The sequence below is a fragment of the Neobacillus sp. 204 genome (assembly GCF_046562815.1).
Classification (GTDB): domain Bacteria; phylum Bacillota; class Bacilli; order Bacillales; family Cytobacillaceae; genus Neobacillus.
Genome location: NZ_JBJORY010000001.1, coordinates 652,108 through 674,011, shown reverse-complemented (window position 1 = coordinate 674,011; position 21,904 = coordinate 652,108). Strand labels below are relative to the sequence as shown.

General features: G+C 36.7%; 11 protein-coding genes and 2 pseudogenes. 5 read left to right on the top strand and 8 right to left on the bottom strand.

All coding sequences use genetic code 11. The features are described from left to right. Nucleotides 1-11: 11 nt before the first annotated feature. On the bottom strand, nucleotides 12-2,318 hold the full coding sequence (locus tag ACJ004_RS03290) for a glycoside hydrolase family 84 protein (protein ID WP_410891088.1): 2,307 nt from the start codon (nucleotides 2,316-2,318) through the stop codon (nucleotides 12-14). A gap of 1,150 nt (nucleotides 2,319-3,468) precedes the next feature. On the opposite strand from ACJ004_RS03290, the pseudogene ACJ004_RS03285 reads away from it, so the two are divergent. Both ACJ004_RS03285 and ACJ004_RS03280 read left to right on the top strand, forming a co-directional pair. Continuing rightward, a pseudogene (locus ACJ004_RS03285) lies at nucleotides 3,469-3,801 on the top strand (zinc-ribbon domain-containing protein); the annotation flags it as partial. A 62-nt stretch (nucleotides 3,802-3,863) separates the two neighbouring features. After that, entirely contained in the window at nucleotides 3,864-3,989 is a 126-nt protein-coding gene (locus ACJ004_RS03280; RefSeq protein WP_410891273.1) for a zinc-ribbon domain-containing protein, read from the top strand. A gap of 830 nt (nucleotides 3,990-4,819) precedes the next feature. Here the strand turns inward: ACJ004_RS03280 and ACJ004_RS03275 are convergent. The 3 genes from ACJ004_RS03275 to ACJ004_RS03265 all read right to left on the bottom strand — a co-directional run bounded on the left by ACJ004_RS03275 (nucleotide 4,820) and on the right by ACJ004_RS03265 (nucleotide 9,772). After that, entirely contained in the window at nucleotides 4,820-8,356 is a 3,537-nt protein-coding gene (locus tag ACJ004_RS03275) for a S8 family serine peptidase (RefSeq protein WP_410891087.1), read from the bottom strand. 599 nt (nucleotides 8,357-8,955) lie between these two features. Beyond that, nucleotides 8,956-9,153 (bottom strand): tyrosine-type recombinase/integrase, encoded by a 198-nt coding sequence (locus tag ACJ004_RS03270; protein WP_410891086.1) that lies wholly within the window; start codon nucleotides 9,151-9,153, stop codon nucleotides 8,956-8,958. 22 nt (nucleotides 9,154-9,175) lie between these two features. Continuing rightward, nucleotides 9,176-9,772 carry a tyrosine-type recombinase/integrase gene (locus tag ACJ004_RS03265; RefSeq protein ID WP_410891085.1) on the bottom strand — a complete coding sequence of 199 codons (597 nt, stop codon included), beginning with the start codon at nucleotides 9,770-9,772 and terminating at the stop codon, nucleotides 9,176-9,178. Nucleotides 9,773-11,163: 1,391 nt separating this feature from the next. On the opposite strand from ACJ004_RS03265, the gene ACJ004_RS03260 reads away from it, so the two are divergent. Then, complete coding sequence (locus ACJ004_RS03260; protein ID WP_410891084.1) at nucleotides 11,164-12,081, top strand: PIN domain-containing protein; 918 nt, start codon at nucleotides 11,164-11,166, stop codon at nucleotides 12,079-12,081. A 613-nt stretch (nucleotides 12,082-12,694) separates the two neighbouring features. Here ACJ004_RS03260 and ACJ004_RS03255 read toward each other — a convergent pair. The 3 genes and pseudogenes from ACJ004_RS03255 to ACJ004_RS03245 form a co-directional block, all read right to left on the bottom strand. Then, nucleotides 12,695-13,117 (bottom strand): annotated as a pseudogene (locus ACJ004_RS03255) (group II intron reverse transcriptase/maturase); the annotation flags it as partial. Nucleotides 13,118-13,402: 285 nt separating this feature from the next. After that, complete coding sequence (gene ltrA / locus ACJ004_RS03250) at nucleotides 13,403-14,662, bottom strand: group II intron reverse transcriptase/maturase (protein ID WP_410891083.1); 1,260 nt, start codon at nucleotides 14,660-14,662, stop codon at nucleotides 13,403-13,405. 1,183 nt (nucleotides 14,663-15,845) lie between these two features. Next, a complete protein-coding gene (locus tag ACJ004_RS03245; RefSeq protein WP_410891082.1) occupies nucleotides 15,846-17,147 on the bottom strand; it encodes an FG-GAP repeat domain-containing protein in 1,302 nt (433 codons plus the stop codon). Between the two features lie 1,067 nt (nucleotides 17,148-18,214). On the opposite strand from ACJ004_RS03245, the gene ACJ004_RS03240 reads away from it, so the two are divergent. Further along, on the top strand, nucleotides 18,215-19,441 hold the full coding sequence (locus tag ACJ004_RS03240; RefSeq protein WP_410891272.1) for an IS110 family RNA-guided transposase: 1,227 nt from the start codon (nucleotides 18,215-18,217) through the stop codon (nucleotides 19,439-19,441). Nucleotides 19,442-19,546: 105 nt separating this feature from the next. Here ACJ004_RS03240 and ACJ004_RS03235 read toward each other — a convergent pair whose 3' ends face one another. After that, nucleotides 19,547-19,882, bottom strand: coding sequence for a hypothetical protein (locus ACJ004_RS03235; RefSeq protein ID WP_410891081.1), 336 nt, complete (start codon nucleotides 19,880-19,882; stop codon nucleotides 19,547-19,549). Between the two features lie 848 nt (nucleotides 19,883-20,730). Between ACJ004_RS03235 and ACJ004_RS03230 the strand changes: the two genes are divergently transcribed. Beyond that, on the top strand, nucleotides 20,731-21,591 hold the full coding sequence (locus ACJ004_RS03230) for an AAA family ATPase (protein ID WP_410891080.1): 861 nt from the start codon (nucleotides 20,731-20,733) through the stop codon (nucleotides 21,589-21,591). The last annotated feature ends 313 nt before the right edge of the window (nucleotides 21,592-21,904 follow it).

Sequence of the window (21,904 nt, the reverse complement as noted above, 5' to 3'; positions counted from 1 at the left end):
TTTCAGTGTTATTAGTTTCGAGTTTCAAACACTTTAAACTCGTATAAAGAATAGCCCCAGCTTGATGCCCTTTGTATTCCTTGCATTCTTACAAATCTGGCTTCAGTTGAAGGGATCTCGATTTCATCGGTTCCGCCATTACTATTTAATTCTGTATAGACATCAGTCCATTGGTTGCCATCCTGTGATACCTGTATTTTGTATTGTTTTCCATAGGCGTTTTCCCAGTTTAAAATTACTTTATTAATAGAATAAATCTGTCCAAGGTCCACACTAATCCATTGATTATTCGTGTATAAGGAGGCCCATCTTGTAGTATTGTTTCCGTCGACTGCTAAATCAGGTGTCAGCCAGCTGACCTCAGAAGAAGAGGCTTTGGCTATTTTTCCCTCCGCTAAATTTTTACCATTAATAACTCGGTCAAGGAAGGTAGGGATGACACCCAAGCTTAGTTTTTGCGGGATTTTCGCCATCTCTGTCATCGTGTTTTGGAGTAACGTTTTTTGCTCCATTGCTGCTTGTGTATCATTCTCCTGTTCTGCTAGGACCATTTTTATTGCTGCTTCGCCTGCGAATCCATAAAGCTCCATCTTATTTAAATATGGATTGACTTCTTCAAGAAAATTTTTATTATCCAACGTATTTCGTAGTTGATGCGGTGTATTTTTCAACTTAATAAATTCATTAAGTAGGTCATCTGCCCCTTCTTTGACGTTCCCTGACTCATATGCAGCCCAAAACTTATCAATTAGCGGCTTTAAATTTTCTGAGAACGGCTCTTTGCTGTTATTAAGCCCTGCAGCATACGAAGAATCAACAAAAACCTTTAAAGGTTCTGCTGCATCTCCAGCAAATTCCTTTATACTCTGTTCCAAGGAGTAATTTGCATCATAGCTTTCCGGGTTCCAAGTATAATCTGCCACCGTAAACAGCGGAATCTTGGATGCCTCCGCTTCGTTCATCGGATTGGCAGTTAAACCAATGACGCCATGTTCAGGAGTCAGGTTTGAATCTCTTCCAACTAATGGCCCGAGGAACAACTTGTTTCGGTCAAAATCATTGACTGGATAGTTATCCCAGATTAAAAGGTCATGTTTGAAAATCCCATGAATTTTATCCGCATCGGCTGAAGTAATCGAAGGAGCTACGACGCCAATCCCCGTCCATTGAACAACAATATCCGATTGGACCAATTCTGCAAATGTTTTTCGATAAGGCGAAGTATTTGCTTGGTAATATTCTGTTGGTACCGTAATTAATCGTTCTGCCCCTTCATGAGTTTTAATAAATTGTTCATTAAAACGGTTTAATAAATAGGCTTGTGCTTTTGCAGATGCGTTTGCATCAATGCCAAACATTGCACGATCCTGAGGTGAACGGAGACTTGGGTTAATATCATCAAGGAACAAGGCAAAGGACTTCACTCCGACATCCCACATGGCTTGGGCCTTGTTCATTAAAACTTGTAACTCCGCATCACTGGAAAAAGTGATGGTATTCCCTGGTGAAATGGCGAACGTGAAGGTAACGTGGTTTTTCTGTGCAGTCTTAACAAGTTCTTCGATTTCCTTTATCTTCTCCTCTGGATATGGTTCTCTCCACTTATCACGATGGTAAGGATCATCTTTTGGTGCATAGATATAGCTATTCATCTTATGCTCGCCGTAAAAATCCAATTGACTTAATCTATCTTCATGAGACCATGGTTTGCCATAAAAACCTTCAATAGCTCCTCTTATCGGCATAGTTGGCCAGTCTTTTATTTCTACTTCAGGAATCCAATCGGTTCCTTCCCGTTCTATTAATATGTGTTTGAAAGTTTCGGCGCCATAGAATGTTCCTGCTGCATCATTTCCGACAATCACAATATCTTTTTTATCTCCGTTGCTCTTTCCTGATGAAACAATATAGCCTTCTTTGTGGTTAATATCGATATTTTGTATACCAACGTTTTCCTCCACTATTTTTAACTCGTCTTCATCTTTAAATTCTCCCACCCAAATTAACACTGGAGCATCAGGAAGTGGATTATTTATATCACTCTCAATGATCTTATTAACACCTGCTTTTTCAAGAGCTCCTTTCACTTCAAGAAGGGCCATGGCATCAGTATCTTTTTCAGTGACTATACCAACTTTTGGATTAAGAGGGAATCCATTTCCTGTTTTTTCAATAGATTTTGGTTTTGGGGAAATTGTAAAATCGTAATCTTCATTATTACTTTGTGCTTTGGTTTCTTGAAAATCTAAGGGAACAAACAATCCGGTTACTAAACAAACTGTTAGTGCAGCCTTTGTATATAACTTTCTTTTTGACAACTTTTCCACCCCTATTTCTTCATTTATCTATATTTCTCAAACTATCTACTTCCAAGTTTTTAGGTTCATAAAATAATATAATCATCTACACGTGCAAATATTTTTTATCCCTACATCTATTTACCTCCTCTCATTTTCAATAATATTGAAATCTAACATTACTACTAATCTCTCTCTGAATAGACGCAAAAAAGGCAACGGGTATCAAGTCAAAGAATAGAAATTCTTTCACTCGTACCACGCTGCCTGATCGTATCAGTAACATGTGATCAATATGTAATATTAAAGATAATATAACATTCGAAGAATAAAAACTCAATATGTAGGAGGTGTTTTTTTCAGAATATTCTATAAAAAAGTTGTTTTAATGATAAAAAGACGGACTTTTCAGTCCATACCCAACAATATTATTTTTTACATCCTTACGCGCTTTATCTAGTACACCTTATCAGCTCTTTGGGCTATTGTGATGTTTAACTTCTGGAGGGTGGCAAAGGTTACGAGAAGAATGATAGCGATATCAAGATATTATGGAGAATTTAAACCCCTCATAAATGGCTACAGTGCTAAGATTGAAATAAACAAAGAATTTTTATTATTTTTGGCCAAAAAAAGCAGCACGCTGCCAATCGCAACTGCCGGATTCTGCATTTCGAGTTGGAAATTTTCATTTTGAAACTGGAGTAAACGTCACATTAGTTTATAGGATTTATCTTATTTTGTTAAAGCTATTACCTCTACTTCAAAAAGAACTCCTTTTGGGTAAACATGCACTTAAAACGTTAAAAACATTAAGTTGGCGGGACTGCGTGGGAATCGAACCCACCAGACCTGGCACGCAGGTCTCAAGCAGTTTTGAAGTTAGAGGAAAGGTGTTATTTCTTGTTACTTTTAAACATCTTATATTATCGGAAATTGTTGATATTAAAGGGGTTATCGTCATTTCGATACTAATTTGTGATTTCTACTAATTATTAATTATTTTGCGTATGTGACCAAAATGTTACCACTACTCAGCCGGTTAAGTTTGCATTAATCATGATTATACTGTGGGCATCCAATCACAAACAACTTGCTTTTAGATTATCTGAAATTGTTTATAGTTACCGACACAACTTATCATTTCATTTATTCTAAAGGAATTTAAGGAATATGGCGTATAAATGAGCATTTAATCAAAGAATGGAACTGGGAAAAAAATATTGGACTAGACTCTAGAAATTTAAATGTAAAAGCAAAAACAACATTATGGTGGATCTGTGATAACGGCCATCAATGGTCTGCAAGACTTGATCATCGTAAAAGAGGAGCTGGTTGTCCATACGATTCAGGACAACGGCTCTTGCCAAGTAACAGTCTTGCAAATACTTATCCTGAAATTGCAAATCAATGGCATCCACATAAAAATGGAGAGATCACACCCATTGAAGTTTCTAGAGCAACTACAAAAGTATATTGGTGGAATTGTGAAAAAGGACATGAGTGGAAGGCTAGTTTTCTAACAGAACTAGAAGAGGTGATGACTGCCCATATTGCTCTAGCAAAATTCCTACTACTGAATCTTGCTTACAAACTAGAAATCCTCTGCTTGCAAAAGAGTGGCATTATGATAAAAACGGATTACTAACACCTTATGATGTTACCTTAATGTCAAATAAGCGGGTATGGTGAATCTGTACAAAGGACATGAATGGCAAGATAAGGTTTCCACGAGAGCAACAGGAAATCGCTGCAAAATTTGTTTTCATAGAAAACCTAGAAAAGCAGTTTCCAGTGATTATAATTTAAAGGTAATAAATCCTGAATTATCTGTTGAATGGCATCCTATAAGTGCCCCAGACTTAAATTATCCTTTCCTAGCTCGTAAGATACAAAAGGTGGTTGAATAAACACCTTCTTTTTGACTGTTTCCAGATTGGTTGGGGAAAATTTCACGATTTCAAAATCAAGCAATCTCCCTTGAGAACCCTTCGGATTAAGGAAAATTATAAAAAAAACAAAAACTAGCAATTTCTTGATTTTACCTGATATGATCACCGTTCTGTTTCTAATTTCAACCTCTAACTGACCGACACCACCTGTCGGCTTCTTCTCAAGTAAATATTGTGCATGTTGGTTGTGATAGGTACTGGCACACCCTGTTCCTTTAATGTGTGTGTGTTGCTTTCTGAATCAACTTCCCCAACAAATTGTTCATTTTACGTCCTCCTTTTCTCCTTTAATTGAATCTAATTTGTTTATTCTAGAATACTTTTAACTTCCCTATTTTCTTAATTTACTTGTTTGTCATCTAGGGAAGTTTGAACAAGTTACTTTTCGGTATTTTGGGAACTCCAAGTTCCTCTGTTGAGAAAAAGATGAGAGGAACAATATCTATTTAGTTGTTAGCAAGCGCCTCAAAAGTGGGGCTCTCTTTTATGTGAAATATCTCGGATTCGTATATAAAAAAAACTCAACCCTTCTAATATAAAGGATTGAGGTTTTATCTTATGGTTTCGTTTTTAAGGTTGTACTATCGTCATATATCGTGGTTTTGTGCTGATCTTTAGACCCGTTTCATCTTCCATCTCAGCGATTACTTTATATTGCCCGCTTGGCATATCAGGTGTTGGAGTCCACTTTTCGATATAAGCAGTCTCTGTATTCGCAAAATTATAAGTATCGACCACTTTTCCTTCAGGATCTTGGATTGTAATTGTCCAGTTCAATTTTTTCAAGCCTATTCCCAAAATATGAGCTGGTTCTTGTACCGTTACTGGTCTTTGCCATACATCCCAGAGTGAAAGGAATAATTCCTGTGTTAAATACGAGCGATCTCCGTATATTCCATAACTGATATTACCTGCCCAGTCAAATGGCACGATGACTACACTTTTCGGTTCTGAATTTACTAATAGGGACGTTTGTGTTGCCGAGACATTTTTATATACGCCATCGACCGTCGCAAAGGACTTTGTTAAGCCGCTTCCCCCTGCATTATCTGACATCTCCCAAGTAATCAGATACTTATTTTCTGGTGTTTTGTTAACTTGAATATTTTCTACTTTTGGTGCAACTGAATCTACATTAATAGGGAGAGTAACCCTTTGTGGACGAGCTCCTTTATAATCTAATGTGCTCTCTATAATAAATTGATACTTTCCGTCCGGAACGTAATTTCCTTCCGCTGACTTCAAATCCCACCCATATCCACCATAATAGTACCTGTTTGACGCCATTACATTTTTAGTAAATTTCCATGGTTCTCCTGTTAAATCACTATAATCTCCAAGATCACGAACTCGATTACCTAATGCATCTTCAACGTACATGTGCGCCTGTTTTAAATTACGTAGGGCGGTGAAGACCGAATAAACACCTTGATTCGCAGCATGCGGAGAGTTGGCCATTCTTTCTTCGGAGAATGTTTTGGTCACTTTATCATAACCGAGTGCTACTGCTGGTTTTTGTATCCAGTTTTTCGCACCATAGTAATTAAATAGAGCTGTTTCTTGTAAAAATGCATTTGGGTCCCACATCGGTGCATCTAAGTTCTGAGGTTGATCCCACTCGCCATAAAAGCCCATATACGGAATTGTTAAAGACGGAATCGAATCTGGACTTCCATTTTTCGGAACAAAACGAACAAATCCTTCAACAAATATGTTTTTCTTCAATTCATCTGGAAGTTTAATATCCACCGCTAAATCTTGCAGATGACCTTTTTTCACGGTAAAGGTAGCAGGAGTTGTATCACTAAAATCTTTTCCGTTGATCTTCGCTGTTGCACCTTCGATGCGCTTACTCATCATCTTTAACGATTCCATGGTTCTATCGTTTTTCCCATCTCTATTTACATCAATATCTTTCAGCTCGGTATCATCTGTTAAAAGATCTAGATACACATCATAAGTAATCTCCTCTGGAGAAGATTTACCAGCTAACGCATCTAACTCCAGCATAAAATTCACTTTATCTTGCTTAATTTCTTTTAATTCCACAGCAGCTGCATTTTCTGGCTTAGCAAACTTATTTTTTACTAATACAGGTGTTTGCAGAGCATTAGCAATTTGCATCATCCCTGCCCCTTGTTTACGTGGTGAATACGGAATTTTCCCATCTGTTGCAGGGTCCATCACTACTCTAGCTGTATTCATCAAGGCTGTTTTCGCTTGATAGATAGCATTAGAATTTCTATTGACGCCTTTTTCGTAGAGCGACTGTAAAACCAAAGCTCCTCCAGCCGCTGCCATTGGTGAAGCCATGGAAGTCCCGCTATATATTGCATAGTGGTTTTCCCAGATAGTTGAATAAATCTTACCACCAGGTGCGGTGATTTCAGGTTTAAAATCAAGGGTAGTCGGTGCTCCCCAAGATGAGAAGTCAGACATTGTCCCCTTACTTATATTATCTATCCAGGTTCCCTGACCCGCTTGAACCGTAATCTTTTCACCGTTTTTCAAACGTTGAACCAAGTTTTGTCCTTCAGCGACCTGAGTACTAGCTCCTGGGATGGAACCTTGAGAGAAAATTAATTTACTATAGTCTCCTTGTGTCGCTAAAGGAACCACAATCACTCCTAATGCTCCTCTCTGCACAGCAGGAGATTGTATATATTGTTCACTGCCCGCATATCGTTGATCAGCCACCACGATTTTGCCTTTTACATCTTTTCCGGTGAAATCCTGCTTACTACCATAGCCTACATAAACTAACTCAATCTCTTTATTTTGAGTAAAAACATCTGTCAGTGGATAATAACCTCCATACCTTTTGTAAATAAGTTTTTTCCCATCTGGAAGAGTCAGTGTGTCCATATGTATTTGGTCATTTTCATAAGCAGCTACTTGTAATGCAAATGGACTGATTCCTGGTGAGGATACTACGCCAATATCAGGATTTTGAGCATAGGGTGCGTTTTTATAAGAATTATTTCCACTTTTCGCACTGTAGAATGAGTTACCACCTGCACAAACCACTAATACTCCCTGCTCTGTAGCAGCATGAACTGCTTTTTGTATTGGATTATCTTCACTCACAAACTCAGCGTCACTTCCTAAGCTCATGTTGATGACATCTGCATCCATTTCAACCGCATGATTGATTCCGGCTATGATATCGTCTGCATATGCCCCACCCCCATGATCAGAAAAGACTTTTTCCGCTAGGAGCTGGACATCAGGAGCAATCCCTTTTACTCCGTCTATTTCATCGGCTCCATTTGCCCCAATTATTCCTGCTACATGCGTTCCATGAGCAGAACCCCAAGGGATAACATCTGGATCATTGTCAGCCCAATCGTAACCAGTTGGTACTTTATCTGTAAACCAACCATCATTTATTTCAGTTTCAGCTAATTTTTCTTTTATAGTGGTAGAGGTCCACTTTTCTTTCTCTTTTCCTCTGTCAGACATATTTAGATCCTTATGAGGATAATCTACTCCAGTGTCGACAACCGCAACAAGCATTCCCTCACCATGATAGCCTAACTCAGTCCATACTTTTTGAGCTTGTACAAGGGATTTGCTAGAGCTCATCAATTCTTTATAAGTTTCCGCAATATGTACACTAGCAACTTCAGGAAATTTTTCGATTTCTTTAATATTTTTGAACTCTGTATCCAAACTAAAACCATTAATACCTGTCACAAAGTTATGGCGCTCTTTCACTTCCAACTTTTTCGTTTCTTTCATTTCTTTGACCAAAGCTTGTTGAGCTTGCTTTAATTTTTTCTTTTCAGCTCCATGGCCTTTAGCACTACTTACAGGTTCTCCTTTCATTTCCACAATCACTCGTACGGAATCGTTAGGAGCATATTGGTCATATGGCTTGTGGGATTTGTCTACTTCCACATTCTCTTGATCAGTCTGTTGGTCCCCTAACGATCTCTTTCCACTCGCTTGCTCAAAGAAAGATTGCAGTGGTGCTTCAACTGAAGTGGATTGGTCGTTTGAAGTGTTATCCGTTGCAGCAAAAACTGTCAATGATGAAAGAACTAAGGATGTTGCAGCTGCAGTAGTCATCACCTTTAATGCCTTCAATCTTTTATTCTTGCTCATTAGCTTTTCCCCTTTTTTATTGGTTTAATATTTATTTCGCAGCTTTTATGTGATTAGTAGAATGAGAATACACTAACCATTTTTGAGAAATAAATACAATAGAATCGTACATCCAATATAAATCACAGTAAATTGGGGGATTTGAGCATAGTTCGATAGACTTATAGGTTGTCGAATAAAGAATAATAAAATAGAATTTCAAGTTATTATCTGGAAAAACATTAATAATTTTATCGAAATCAATAATTTCTAGTGGATTATTTTTTTAATAGTTGGCCGAATTAAACATTATTGTAAATTTTTTTAAAAATATTATAAATTAATTGATAAAAATGTGTAATAAGAACTAGAATGATTTGTCGATAACAATGAAATGAAAAAAGGGAAGAGAGAGTCTTTATCACTAGTGTTGCATTAATTTTATTCCACTATTAAAAATACTCAAAATGTTCAATATTAGCATTTTGCGCAAAGAAAAAGTCCTATAATGGATAAAGTCAGGTGGTAACCCCTCCAAATCCACTAAAAAAGGACCAATCTCATGGACAAGAACACGAAAAACTTCATTTGGACAATGGTTTTCACCCATAAATCTTCAATTATTTGAAGAAAACGAATGCTCCAGTATGTCTTAAAACATGAGGTCTAACAGCTTTTTTTATCCCAGCAAGATGAGCCACTTCATGAAGCCTAGTTCTCCAAGTATTAGAAACCATTTCTCTACCGTCGTATGTCAAAATTAGAAGGTCTTCTCCAAAATCCTCTGATTCAATAAAATACTCTTTGAGAAGCTTCATAGTCTTACTAGAAAGAGGTACTTCACGTGCCTTCCTTGTTTTTGTATTCAATAGCTTCCAGCTTAATAACACCAGCTTTGAAGTCAACATTGCTCCTCTTAATTTCTAATAGTTCAGAGAAACGAACCATTGAATCGAGTAGAACCATGACCATAACTTTATCTCTGAAACCAACAAAGATTGCTTCATCAAAAGCGTTTAACAAAGTCTTTATTTCAGATACAGTTAAAGCTTCAATTGTGTCTTCTGCTGTTTTAATGGGTTTAAACCGCTCGTGAATAGGATTATCAATAAGATTCTCCATATAACACCAACGTAGGAACGCTCTCATTGTTCTTACACGAATGTTTACAGTAGTTGGTTGAATACCCTTTTCGTTCAACATGAAATCAACCCAATCAAGAAACACCTCAAGTGTCATTTGCTCCCTTGATAAGTCTTGTTCTAGATAATCAAGTAACCATTTAAAGTGTATCCCGTATTCCTCAATAGTACGAGGTGCTAAATCCTCAGACTGCTTAAACCACATAAACCGCTCAAACATTTCACACATCGTAAAGCTTTCAGTAACAGTTTTCGTTGTTATAACTCTTCCATGTTTTCTCACACTTTTACGCATACAAAAAACCTCCAAATATAATAATTTGAAGGCTCTGAACACACACAGTTTTAGCTTCTCGGTCACACACAGTGTCGTTCAAAATGAACAAAAGACTGTGGAGGTAAGAAGTTTAGTGATTGATTGAAAAGGTTAATTTGGCGGGACTGCGTGGGAATCGAACCCACCAGACCTGGCACGCAGGTCTCAAGCAGTTTTGAAGTTTGCTGTCACCTGTTTTTCTAGTATCTTGATGTATCTTCAAGTATTGATAAATCAGGCTTTTTTGACTACTAGTGTTTTCTTGTGATTTGTAATTTTAAAAATTTGGGCACCAAGCATGGCACCTAAGCAACCTAGTTGTTACATGTTATAATTAAACGATTATCCATTTATGAAATATAAAAAAGCCGTTCTTTTATTGGTATTTTTTAGGTCATGTAGGTCAACAAGGACCGTTATGACCTTAAATGAAACTAAAAAATAACATGATATTAGTATACAAAAAGAAATATGAGGTGAGGAATGTACCTATTGCCCAAATAAGTGTTGACGTGAATTAAAGAAATTAGGAAGCATCAATCAAAACCTGAAGAATTCTTAAAAGAATCCTTATGATTTGGGACATTGAACAAATGTCGAAGCCAACTCGTTTTTACAAACATTGAGCATTACTCACGTTAATGGTTCTGCTCTGTAAAGAGCAAGCATAAAAACCCTAGAAGCGTTGAAATAACGCATTTTCTAGGGTTTTTTATTTTTTCAGCTTATTAAAATAATGTATTCTCCCCCAATTATTTGGGGGAGGTTTTGGGGGAACTTTTTTATTTTATAATATGTGTGGACAGACGCACTTAATCTTTAATAAGCTGAGGTAAAAGGAAAAAGAACATAACGACAGCCTCTTCTGCACTGGCATTCGAGGCTTTTATTATTAAAATATGGATCCCAATTACTTAGGAAACCTATTACATATTAATTCGCCTTCTATATTGTTCATTTTCAAGGTCATATCGGTCATTCCTATCCTCAAGATATTCAAAACTGTCCTCCGAGCTATAAATTAAGTAGTTCATCTTGTGTCGTTTTTTCATAATCCTTACTATATTTCGAAAAGTTAAAAAAAGAAAAATCCTGTGTCTAATTTACCAGTCCTAATTTAATTTATATTTGTTAATTTTTTCTCTACATACTTTTTTCTTATGTTAAAATTTAATTTAAAGACAATTTTTGGTGGATATTGAAATGAAAACATGTTATACAAAACTACCTGATGACATAAAAAACAAAGTAAAAGAATCTTTAGGTAATATTGAGTTTTTGAATGGCATTATAAATTGGTTTTAAAGGTAATACCAATCATTAAATATTAATAATAATAATAAAGTTCAAAATTTCTTGGAGGTTTTAATATGAATGCAGATAACGCAATAGCAGTTGATACAAATGTATTACTGTACCTCTTTCAACCAGACAAACATACTAATGAAGTTTTTAATAGATTCATAAGCAATATATTATTTCTTCAAGCAGATTTAATAATTACAAACCAGATTCTGGAGGAATGGGAACGACATAAGGAATCAAACTACAATAAATTTTTGGACCAAATATCTGAATCAATTAATCGACACGAAGATTTAATAAAATATGTAGAGGAAAAAGCGAGACAAAATTTAAAATACACATTAGAAAAAATTAAAAAAATGGAGGTTAGAAAATATAAGTATACATACGGCCAAAGAGCTAAAAAGATTGACAAATTATTAAAAGATCCAAGGACAATAATTCTTGACAGGACACCAGATGTTGATAAGCACGTTGTAGATTTTGCGATTAGTAAAAAACCTCCTTTTTTTGGAGGGGAAGAAAAAAACGGGGTACCTAAAGTTAAAAATGAAGCAGCAGATGCATCTATTTTTTTCACATTATACTCCTTTCTGAAAAAAAGCGCCGTTGAATATAACAATGTATACTTTATAACAGAAAATAAAAAAGACTTTAGCCGACCAGATAACCCTGCTGAGCTACATGATAATTTAAAGCCGTTCGCAGATGAAGTTGGATTAAAATTTTCTAACAATCTTAATAGGGCATTATTAGAAATTAACCCAAAAGATTATTTAGTAAAAGATCTTTTTTCTGGTATTGAGGACGAATTTCTTAGTGACAGGTATTTTACAAATTGTTCTGTTTGTGGAGGTGAAGTCCATATAAACGCCGAAGCAGAAATTAATTACAGCCTCCCTCCACATCGCCAAACCTATATTTTAAAATGCCAACAATGTGGCCATTCTTGGGATACAGGGGATTTAGTGAATGATTTTTAATCATTTAATTTTTAAAATTTTGGCATTTAAGAAAGACTGTAAATTAAACATAAAGAATATTAGTAACTTAACCTAACCATTGCATCTATCCTTTTTGGATAATCCCCTTTTCTAATCTTACAAAGGATATTTGACCGTATTTTTTACGCTCTTTAATATGTATATATAATAGGAAGAAAAATAAAACAATACAGTACCTAAAAAAGCCCTTTAAATTAGGCTTTTTTAGTTGAATTGAAAATAGGAATATACATCATTCTACATGTTTCGCGGTCAAAAGGCGGTCAAAAATCAATAGAAAAGTTTACATCATGCCGCCCATTCATTTGGTCATAAAATAAGGAGAAATACTTTTAAAAAAAGTCGCCTTTTATCGCTATATTTACCAGTTTACTTTTAATGTTTTCTAATAAAAATAATATTTCAGGAAGACAAACAGGAGGACAAACACTTTAAACAAAGCCGAATCCATAAAGAGCGGCCTCGAACTAATGATAGTCGGATTATATCGTATTCAACACAGTCCACTGTCTTGACTACTGATAGTAGAAAATAATCGAGTAGGAGGGGGTGACTAACCCCCGACCTCTCACACCACCGTACGTACCATTCAGAACTTCTCTAAATCGATATCAACCACCCACCTGCATCCTTCCTCAATGTAGCTGCGCGTCAGCTTAACCGCATCATGTGCTCGTTTCCTTGGTCTAAATCTGTGGCTATAATATGAGAAGGTTGGGTCATATATGGCAGTAAGAACTTGTGAAATTGATTGTTGAATGAAACGGTCAGTCACGGCTGGAATACCTAGTTTTCTCTTCCCACCACCTGGTTTCGGGATTTCGACTCGGCGTACAGGTTGAGGTTGGTAGGTACCCAAAAGAAGCTCTTGTTTGATTAGGTGATAATTCTCTTTGAGATGCTGACGTAGGAATGTTACGGGCATCTTATCCACACCATGACTCCCTTTATTTTTCTCTATTCGCTCTAGCGAGCGAATGAAATTTTCACGTGACACGATTCGTTCCATTAACATCGATATTTCCTCCTGCGTGAGTCTCTTTCCTTGTTGTGTCCTATTCATTCTCCACCCTCTGTCTATATCCCCTGTAAATCATTACTTCCTCCATAGATGAGGTTCTTCCTTTTCTGTTTCATTGAATGATAGATACTCTAAGGCGTTACTCTTCATATCTGGTTCAGTCCTTCTTTTCCTTCTCGAGTAGGTAAGTGTAGAGTCGAAGGAGGTCGGCAAAAGCCTTCCTCCGTCCGCTCAATCAAACGGATCGTACAGTTTTCCCGTAATCCGCTTTCCTTTATGTCATCTTTTAGATGCAACTTTGGATTCTAAATCTGGAATTAATGAAATAAGGTTTACAAGTTTGTAATCCGAATAGAGTTTGGATTCGTGAAGTTTCTTCCAACCCATGTTTCGCCATCTTTTAAATCGATGGCTCCATATTCTTCTTACAATCCAGCGTTGGAGTTTATTGAAGAGTTTTCTAACGTGAGCTTTACGATAGTAGTTACCCCATCCTCTGATAACAGGATTGATACTCTCTATTAACTCAAACAAGCTTAATGGGATTCTTCGTTTTGTTCGGCTACGTATAGTGTCCATGAATCGCTTCACTGATTTTTCAGTAGGAATTGCATAGATGTTTATTATATTAGGTTGCTTTTTGATTTTATGGCGAGGAAGTTTAAGTCCTTTTCCCTGTTTAATCTTATATCCTAAAAATTCAAATCCCCATTTAATATGTGTAATTCTGGTTTTCTCAGGGTGGAGTGTTAAGCCAATTTTAGATAGTATTTGTCTTGCATCATTTAATGCTTTCACTGCTTCATTTCTTGTTTTACAGAGTACTACCCAATCATCGGCAAATCTTGTAAGTCGATACCCTTTATCAACCATTTCATGGTCAAATGAATCTAGATAGATGTTACTGAATAACGGACTGATTACCCCACCTTGCGGTGTGCCTTGAGTGGTCGCATGTTTCTTTCCCTTTTCCATATAGCCCGCTTCAAGCATTTGCCTAATGAGTCGTAAGACTCGTCCATCACTTACTTTTTCCGCGATTTTATTTATTAACAATTCATGTTGGACATTCCCAAAGAAATCTCTTAAGTCTGCATCTAGGACCCATTCGCAACCATTGATAATCTCCCGATATATCTTCCTCATAGCTTGATGGGTAGACCTTCCTGGCCTATAACCAAAACTACAGTCATTAAAAGTTGGTTCAAATATTGGCTCAAGACGATTCTTTAAAGCCTGTTGACAAACTCTGTCCCGAATGGCAGGAATTCCAAGAGGTCTCTTCTCGTTTGGTTTATTTCTTTTAGGAATGTTAACTCTCCTGACCGGTAGTGGTTTATATGAATCATTTTTCAGTCTCTGGTGTAGTTTGTCTAGTTCTTTATACTGTACCTTTTCAAAATCACTAATACTGATATTGTCGATTCCTCCGCTACCTTTGTTTTCCTTAACTTTTTCCCAAGCCCTCAATAGATTTGTTGGGTGGTAAACCTTATCTATTAAGGAATGAATCTTTCTTGTTGTACCATTATCCGTCATTGGTTTCGTATCCTCCACATACAAGTTTAGGGTCTTTCACAAAGGGAACTTTCCGTTCTTGTTCGTTTTACTCGCAAAACTAATTTCGGATTTTGGTTCCATAAAGCAAGCTGCCTTCCCCATTTATTTACCTTTTGAATAAATAAATGACATCTATATAGATGTTCCAGACGTTTTTGTTGTTCGTCTGTTTAAGTACTATTCAGCTCTCCGACTTCTCGCAGTGCATTTGTGTCCATTTCGGGGTTTCCTTATAGTTCACATTACTGGAGTTCTGTGAATTTCTTTACCGGATAACTGTCACAGAAACAATTACCCCGACTTTATTTAACCACTTGTCCCTAATAAGTGTTATTGTTCTAGACACTACGAGATCTCCATGGGTCGCTACATTCATCTTCCATACCATGCCGCCCGCACACACCTTGGTACGATGGGTGGACTAGTAGTGCCTTCGCCTCCATAGTGCAGGCTCGACCTTGCCCCATCTTTGGCCGACCGGTTCGCATTTCGGGTAGCCCCGTTTCACTACAGCCTGGTATTTCTCCTCAAGCCCTTCAGACTCCACCTCGCGGTGGACGCCCTGCCCTCTGATGATAAATCATCAGCCCTTGAGACATTACTCCCAAGTTTGGATATGAATCTCCTAGTCCGAGATTCAGTGGGACTTTAACCCACCTGATGAACGTGCTGCCACGCACGCACTATGACCTCTGCTGACGCCTGTCGTTCAACGCACCCGTTTCGAGTATGCCTACCATGTGGGCATGGCGTACCGACAGGTTCTCCCCGGGTAAGAGTACAAACTTTTTTTCTATGTCTCCGCCTCATTTACTCTGTGACACCTTCGGCAGAAAGGACTTAGTCTTGTTATGCAGACTCATCCAATGTCACCTAGCTTCGTATAAGGTTCGTATTCCTCGGAGCTGAAATTTGCCGCGGACTTCCTTCAGATATGAGAGTCACCCCGCATACCCATGTCTTGAGCTACAGCTACTACTGCCTTCACTGTTCGGGACTTGCACCCTAGAGTTTGCCCTCATGCCGGGCACACATAAAAAACCTGTATAGAATAAATTCTACACAGGTCTTCAAATTTACTATTAGTTTGTCAACAGCCCCATAACTCAAAAACGTTTGACGAACGTATTTCAGGATATACTGTTATTCAGGATTTACTGGACTACTGATAATAATACCCAAAAGAAGTTTTTATATTTTGGTTAAATGTAAAGAGAAGATGGTAATCTCTTATGGTATCGAAGTCATAAAGAAGATCATCACTTCCATCCCCATTAAAGTCGCCCCTCCAGTTATTATAATATGTCATACCAAATTGCCGCCCATGATAATCATAACCAGTTAGAGTCCATGATAGCTGATTACCATTAAAGACGCCGATCCAAAAAGAGCCATCTCCACGATCTGCAGGAAAATGAAAAAGAATATCATCTCCCCCATAACCGTTAAAATCACCGGTCCAGAACGGACGTCCATCATACACCTGTCCAAACCCATTTGTATTGCCGGCTGTATTCCAGGTAAACTTAGTCCCGTTAAAGGTACCGAAATGCCAGTTGCCATTTCCGGGATAATAAAAAAGAATATCATCTTTTCCATCACCGTTAAAATCACCTTTCCAAAACGGACGACCATCATACACCTGTCCATAACCATAATCTGTTTGTGTATTGCCGGCTGTTATCCAAGTAAACTTAGTCCCGTTAAAGGTACCGAGATGCCAGTTGCAATTTCCGGGATAATAGAAAAGAATATCATCTTTTTTATCACCGTTAAAATCACCGGTCCAAAACGGACGTCCATCATATACCTGTCCATACCCATAATCTGTTTGTGTATTGCCGACGGTACTCCAGGATAATCTATACATCATTAAATCTTCATCATATTTATAGGTACCCATCGTCCAGTTGCGATCTGTGGGAGAATAAAAAAGAATATCATCTTTTTTATCACCGTTATAATCACCGATCCAAAACGGACGTCCATCATTCAAATTTCCCATCCAACTTGTATCGCTGATAGATTTCCAAGATATGTTATTCCCACTACCTAACTGCCCATACCAGGTACCGATGTACCATCTGGAATTCCAATTTAAAAAAATAGCATCTCTTCCATAACCGGTAAAATTACCAACCCAGTATTGCTTTCCGTTTAAATTACCAAAATTTGGTGTATAACTGATTTGTTGAATGTGAGGAGAATTTTCTGTAGATTCTACCATCCACTTCAACGTAGCAGAATCATAATAAATAATTTCATCTTTTCCATTACCATCCAAATCACCAATCAAGGTGTCAGACCCGATCTTCGGGCTAGCCCCCATATTAGCTCCCTTATCGTTAGGGTAACTAGCTGCTTGAACGGAATTACCAGGAAAATAGGTTGCAGTTAATATAAAGGTGAAAATTAAGGACCAAAGAAAAAATGTAAATGATTTTTTCTTTCGTAAATGAACCATATTAATTCCTCCTGTTGATTTAAATAGTTTGAATTACAATTGGTTTAACTGTGGACTTATTACTGTAACTTATAGTTGATTGTAAGTTGCAAATGTGATATCCCTTGACGATCCTATAAATTTTCTAACTGCTTGTTATTTCAACAACTTGTTTCGGATCCTTTAGTAATATCAAGCATCCTATTCCTCCTTGTTCAAATGTACTAAACTAACACTCTCGCAAACAATATCAAGCAACTCTTAAAGATTTGTACTTAACTGCATCGCGCACCTCCTTCATCATACTTAATATTTATATGTTAGAAATCAAATCGAGTACATTGGGGGAATTTTCTTGTACCCTAATTACTATTTTTATACATAAATTCAAAAGAAATAAAATAATAATGGTGTTTTTCGTCAAATAAAATAGAAAAATATGTAATATAATTTAATTTATTGTTGCAATTTGAATAATATTGGCAATTGAAATTGGGGGAAATTTAGAATTTTACATGAAAATAGTCTTTTAATTGTTTTGGATCTCTAATTTTTTTTTTTCACAACTATTACTTCAATAAGAAAAAGCATTACCGTTGTTCCAGTAATGCACCCGTTAGCCATCCATGTAGCACAAAATGTGCTGCACCACAGAGAATGAAAATGGATAGGAAGTGTCAATACTGATACTGACCTTAATCCAGTCAACCCTACTCCATAGACTTATTAATTATCGCTCTCCTCTTTTTTTTACGATTGAGAAGGGTCTTCTTAAGTATTGTCATTTTTCTAATCTTAAAGAAACTTATTTTCATGGTAGACACGCATGCCGCGTTGCGGCACCATCAAATGAATGAAAATGTTTTTATACTAGTCTAGCTCCCCTTCCTCCTGTCAATCCTGATAATACGGCTGGCGAAGGAAGGTCGATCAACTATGGTGTTTTTAAGCCCGCATGGTAGACTGATTCACTACGACCAGGTGCACCACAAATTGTTGCTCTCTAATGAGAAGCACGCAGGATAGATTAATCTTATATGGTTGTTGCACCAGCCTTAATTTACTTCAGCCTAGGAAGGGTTTTACTAATGGATGTTGTGTATAACCACTGTTGTGGACTTGATGTTCACAAAAAGAGTATTACCGCTTGCGCGATTACTCCAAAAGGAAAAGAAATTGAAACATTTGGTACCATGACACATGAACTTTTCCAATTGGTGGATTGGATTAAAAGCAAACGATGTACTCATGTTGCCATGGAAAGTACAGGTGTGTATTGGAAGCCAATCTACAATCTACTAGAACTTGAAGAAGTACAACCGATGGTTGTAAATGCTGCTCATATCAAGGCTGTTCCGGGACGTAAAACTGATGTTAAAGATGCAGAATGGATTGCGAAATTGCTTCGCCACGGTCTTCTTCAACACAGTTATATCCCTAATAGGGAACAAAGAGAACTACGTGAGTTAGTTCGATACCGTCGTAGTCTAATTGAAGAAAGGGCTAGGGAGATTAGTAGAATCCAAAAGGTTCTAGAAGGTGCTAATATTAAACTTTCTTCAGTTGCGACTGACATTATGGGTGTCTCAGGTCGAGCAATGATTGAAGCGATTATTAACGGTGTAAATGATCCACAAACATTATCAAGCCTAGCTAAAAGAAGCTTGAAGAAAAAAAAGGATGATTTAGAACGTGCTTTAGTAGGATCCGTTGGACCCCATCAAAAGATGATGTTAAAAACTCAACTTTCACACATTGACTTTATGGATCAACAGATTGAACTGTTAAGTGAAGAAGTCCAGCAACGCATGCAGCCTTATGAAGAAGATATTGAATTGCTTGATTCTATCCCTGGAATTGGCAGAAGTCACGCCGAACAACTTTTGGCTGAAATCGGAATTGGCATAGATATTTCAAACCAGTTTCCTTCGGCTCCTCATTTATGTTCATGGGCTGGTATGGTTCCAGGGAACAATGAAAGTGCTGGCAAAAAAAAGTCCGGAAAAACGAGAAAAGGTAATAAAAAATTGCGAGCCGCACTTGTTGAAGCTGCACATTCGGCAGCTAGGACAAAAAACACCTACCTATCTTCCCAATACCAACGTTTGGCGGCAAGAGTTGGTAAAAAACGCGCAGCAGTTGCGGTTGGACATACCATATTAACAATTGCATATCACATGTTAAACAGAAGAGTACCCTATATTGAGTTGGGCGCAGATTACTTTGACCGACGAAAGAAAGAAATCGTGATCAAGCAATCTATCAAACGATTAGAGACTCTTGGTTGTAAAGTAACAGTTGAAGCAATAGCGTAATTATGGTCAAAAAAATATAGCTAAAATTCGAGACCCGGATCTTTTTAAAAAAAATGGATCTTATAGGGTTTAGTTTCGTATTGCCAAAATGCCCTTTTACCATTACTATTTTTCAGGTAATTCAGGAAAAATAAGATTTACTATTACCACTGCAAAAACTAAAAACCAAAGTAATGTTATTTCGGAGAAATGGCTTCCAAAATTGAACATAGTTAGAAGAAGAAGAGTATTTATTAGAGATTGCACCCACCTCGGAAAATATCGCTTACGATAACGATTTATTTTCTGTACAGGTTTATATTGTAAGACTCCAACAATCACAACAGCTATAGAATTAAACAATGCTATCCACCAAGAATAGTGATTCCAAACCAAAACACCAAATATTAATATGACTGCCACTAAATAAAAATAAAAACGTTTATTTAAAATTTTTCTCAAAAAAATGCACCCTCTTTACAGAGAATCTTATCATGAACTGTAACCGTATTCTTCATGAAAAATCCCCCAAAACTTATTACTCTAAACGGCTTCGTTTGTTGAAGAAGCAAAAGAGGTGCCGCAGCACCTCCCGTTATTAAACTCAAGCACTCTTTAGTTTAATAAGGATAATGAAATAGTTCTCAAAACAGCCCATAGAAGTAACCCTGCAATAATAACTAAAACTCGAATTACCCAATTCTTCACTCTATAAATCCTCCTGATAATTGATAAGATATTTTTAATATCCTCTCTAATATACAAGTCTTATTTATCAGACTGCCTTTTAAAAAATAAGTAACAAAATGAAAAAATGACCAAATATAATAAGTATCCTCCAATATAATTGTCACTAAGAAAATTGTGGATGCCATTGGTACGAAGTATGGCACGAATAACAACAGTAAGAATTACAGTGATAAGTGCAGAAATCAGGGCTTTTTTGGTTGCTATAAAGTTACTCCATTTTAGTTTTATCTTTAATATTTTTTCAAAGAAACTTTTTCTTTGTTATAAACAATAGTATTGTACAATACCCATTATTTTTTTAATACGGAAATTTAATCATTTATTTTATTCTTCTTGTTGAACTAAACTGCCCCTTTAGTACAATAAGTAAAAGGGATTGCCGCAGCAGTCCCATTCTTATACTCTTGCACCCCTATAGTAAGAAGAGAAGGTATGAATAGTCTAATTTAACACTTATAATACCTCATAGACTAAGGTATACCTACACTTTAGAAGAAAAAGCGTTGCTGAACAACATAAATTCAACCTTCACTCTATATTTCTGCAAACGTGGTAAAATGATGATAGTATTGATTATAGCTATTCATTTTCCCAAAGGAAGGTTTACCCATATGATATATTTAAAAAGCTTTAAACTTTCCCCTCATACAGTCAAGAATCCTAATGCCTATCCATACAATGTGTTTAGAAAAATAACTGGAGAAGTGTTTGTCTTTAATAACATTACAGTTTTGTATGGTAACAACGGTTCGGGCAAGTCCACATTGTTAAATTTAATAGCAAACAAGCTGAATATTACGGGGGCTGAGGACCTTACAATTAATGGTTATAATACATACCCGCCAGATTACATGATGAATTGTTCATACAGCCTAGGAGAAAATAAGAGTGACGGAGAGTCAAATCGAATACCGCCTAATAGTCAGTACATCAAAAGCGAAGATATTTTATATGAGATTAAGAAGATTCAGCAGGAAGCAGTTCTTAAGGAAGGTTACCTGTACCAGCACTCTAAATTGGGGTATACTAAGGAAAATTTGGAAAAGTTGAAACACTCTTCACAGATGTACAAACAAATCGAGATTATGAAGTTTGCCAATGAGAAGTATTCTAACGGAGAAACATCCATGCAAATATTTGATGAGTATCTTGCCCCTAATGGATTATACCTGCTCGATGAACCTGAAACATCTCTTTCACCGACAAACCAAATTCAGTTGGCGGAAGAAATCAATAAACTGGCTAGATTTTTTAACTGTCAGTTTGTTATAGCGACACATTCGCCATTTATGTTGGGAACACTAGATGCTAAAATCTATAATCTTGACGCTCCCCTATTGAGAACCTATAGATGGACGGAACTTGAAAATGTAAGGTATTTCTACGACTTTTTCAGAGACCGTATGAATGAATTTGAATAAATGACAGAAACATTTTTGGGCACTTCAGAAGGCATATAACAATGGAACCAACAAAAATGTCAAATTATTCACTTTTATAGGTTCCATTATTGAACTATTCTGCTTACGATAGTTTAGGTACAATATTTCACAATCTTTCTTGTGCAAAAAGAAAAAGGGCGGTCTCCTTCTTGAAGTATCACCCCCGTTACTGGAATAAGCTGATGATGAAATTTAAGATAAAAACAAACCCAATAAAAAATAAAATATCCATTTTTCTTCCTTATTTTTTCAAATCCGAAAAATAAATTCGATAACCCAATGGGAAGGAAAA

What these genes read in the sequence shown, in the direction of transcription:
- ACJ004_RS03275 (WP_410891087.1), bottom strand. Translation starts at nt 8,356, where the DNA reads ATGAGCAAGAATAAAAGATTGAAGGCATTAAAGGTGATGACTACTGCA.
- ACJ004_RS03270 (WP_410891086.1), bottom strand. Translation starts at nt 9,153, where the DNA reads ATGAAGCTTCTCAAAGAGTATTTTATTGAATCAGAGGATTTTGGAGAA.
- ACJ004_RS03265 (WP_410891085.1), bottom strand. Translation starts at nt 9,772, where the DNA reads ATGCGTAAAAGTGTGAGAAAACATGGAAGAGTTATAACAACGAAAACT.
- ACJ004_RS03260 (WP_410891084.1), top strand. Translation starts at nt 11,164, where the DNA reads ATGAATGCAGATAACGCAATAGCAGTTGATACAAATGTATTACTGTAC.
- ltrA (WP_410891083.1), bottom strand. Translation starts at nt 14,662, where the DNA reads ATGACGGATAATGGTACAACAAGAAAGATTCATTCCTTAATAGATAAG.
- ACJ004_RS03245 (WP_410891082.1), bottom strand. Translation starts at nt 17,147, where the DNA reads ATGGTTCATTTACGAAAGAAAAAATCATTTACATTTTTTCTTTGGTCC.
- ACJ004_RS03240 (WP_410891272.1), top strand. Translation starts at nt 18,215, where the DNA reads ATGGATGTTGTGTATAACCACTGTTGTGGACTTGATGTTCACAAAAAG.
- ACJ004_RS03230 (WP_410891080.1), top strand. Translation starts at nt 20,731, where the DNA reads ATGATAGTATTGATTATAGCTATTCATTTTCCCAAAGGAAGGTTTACC.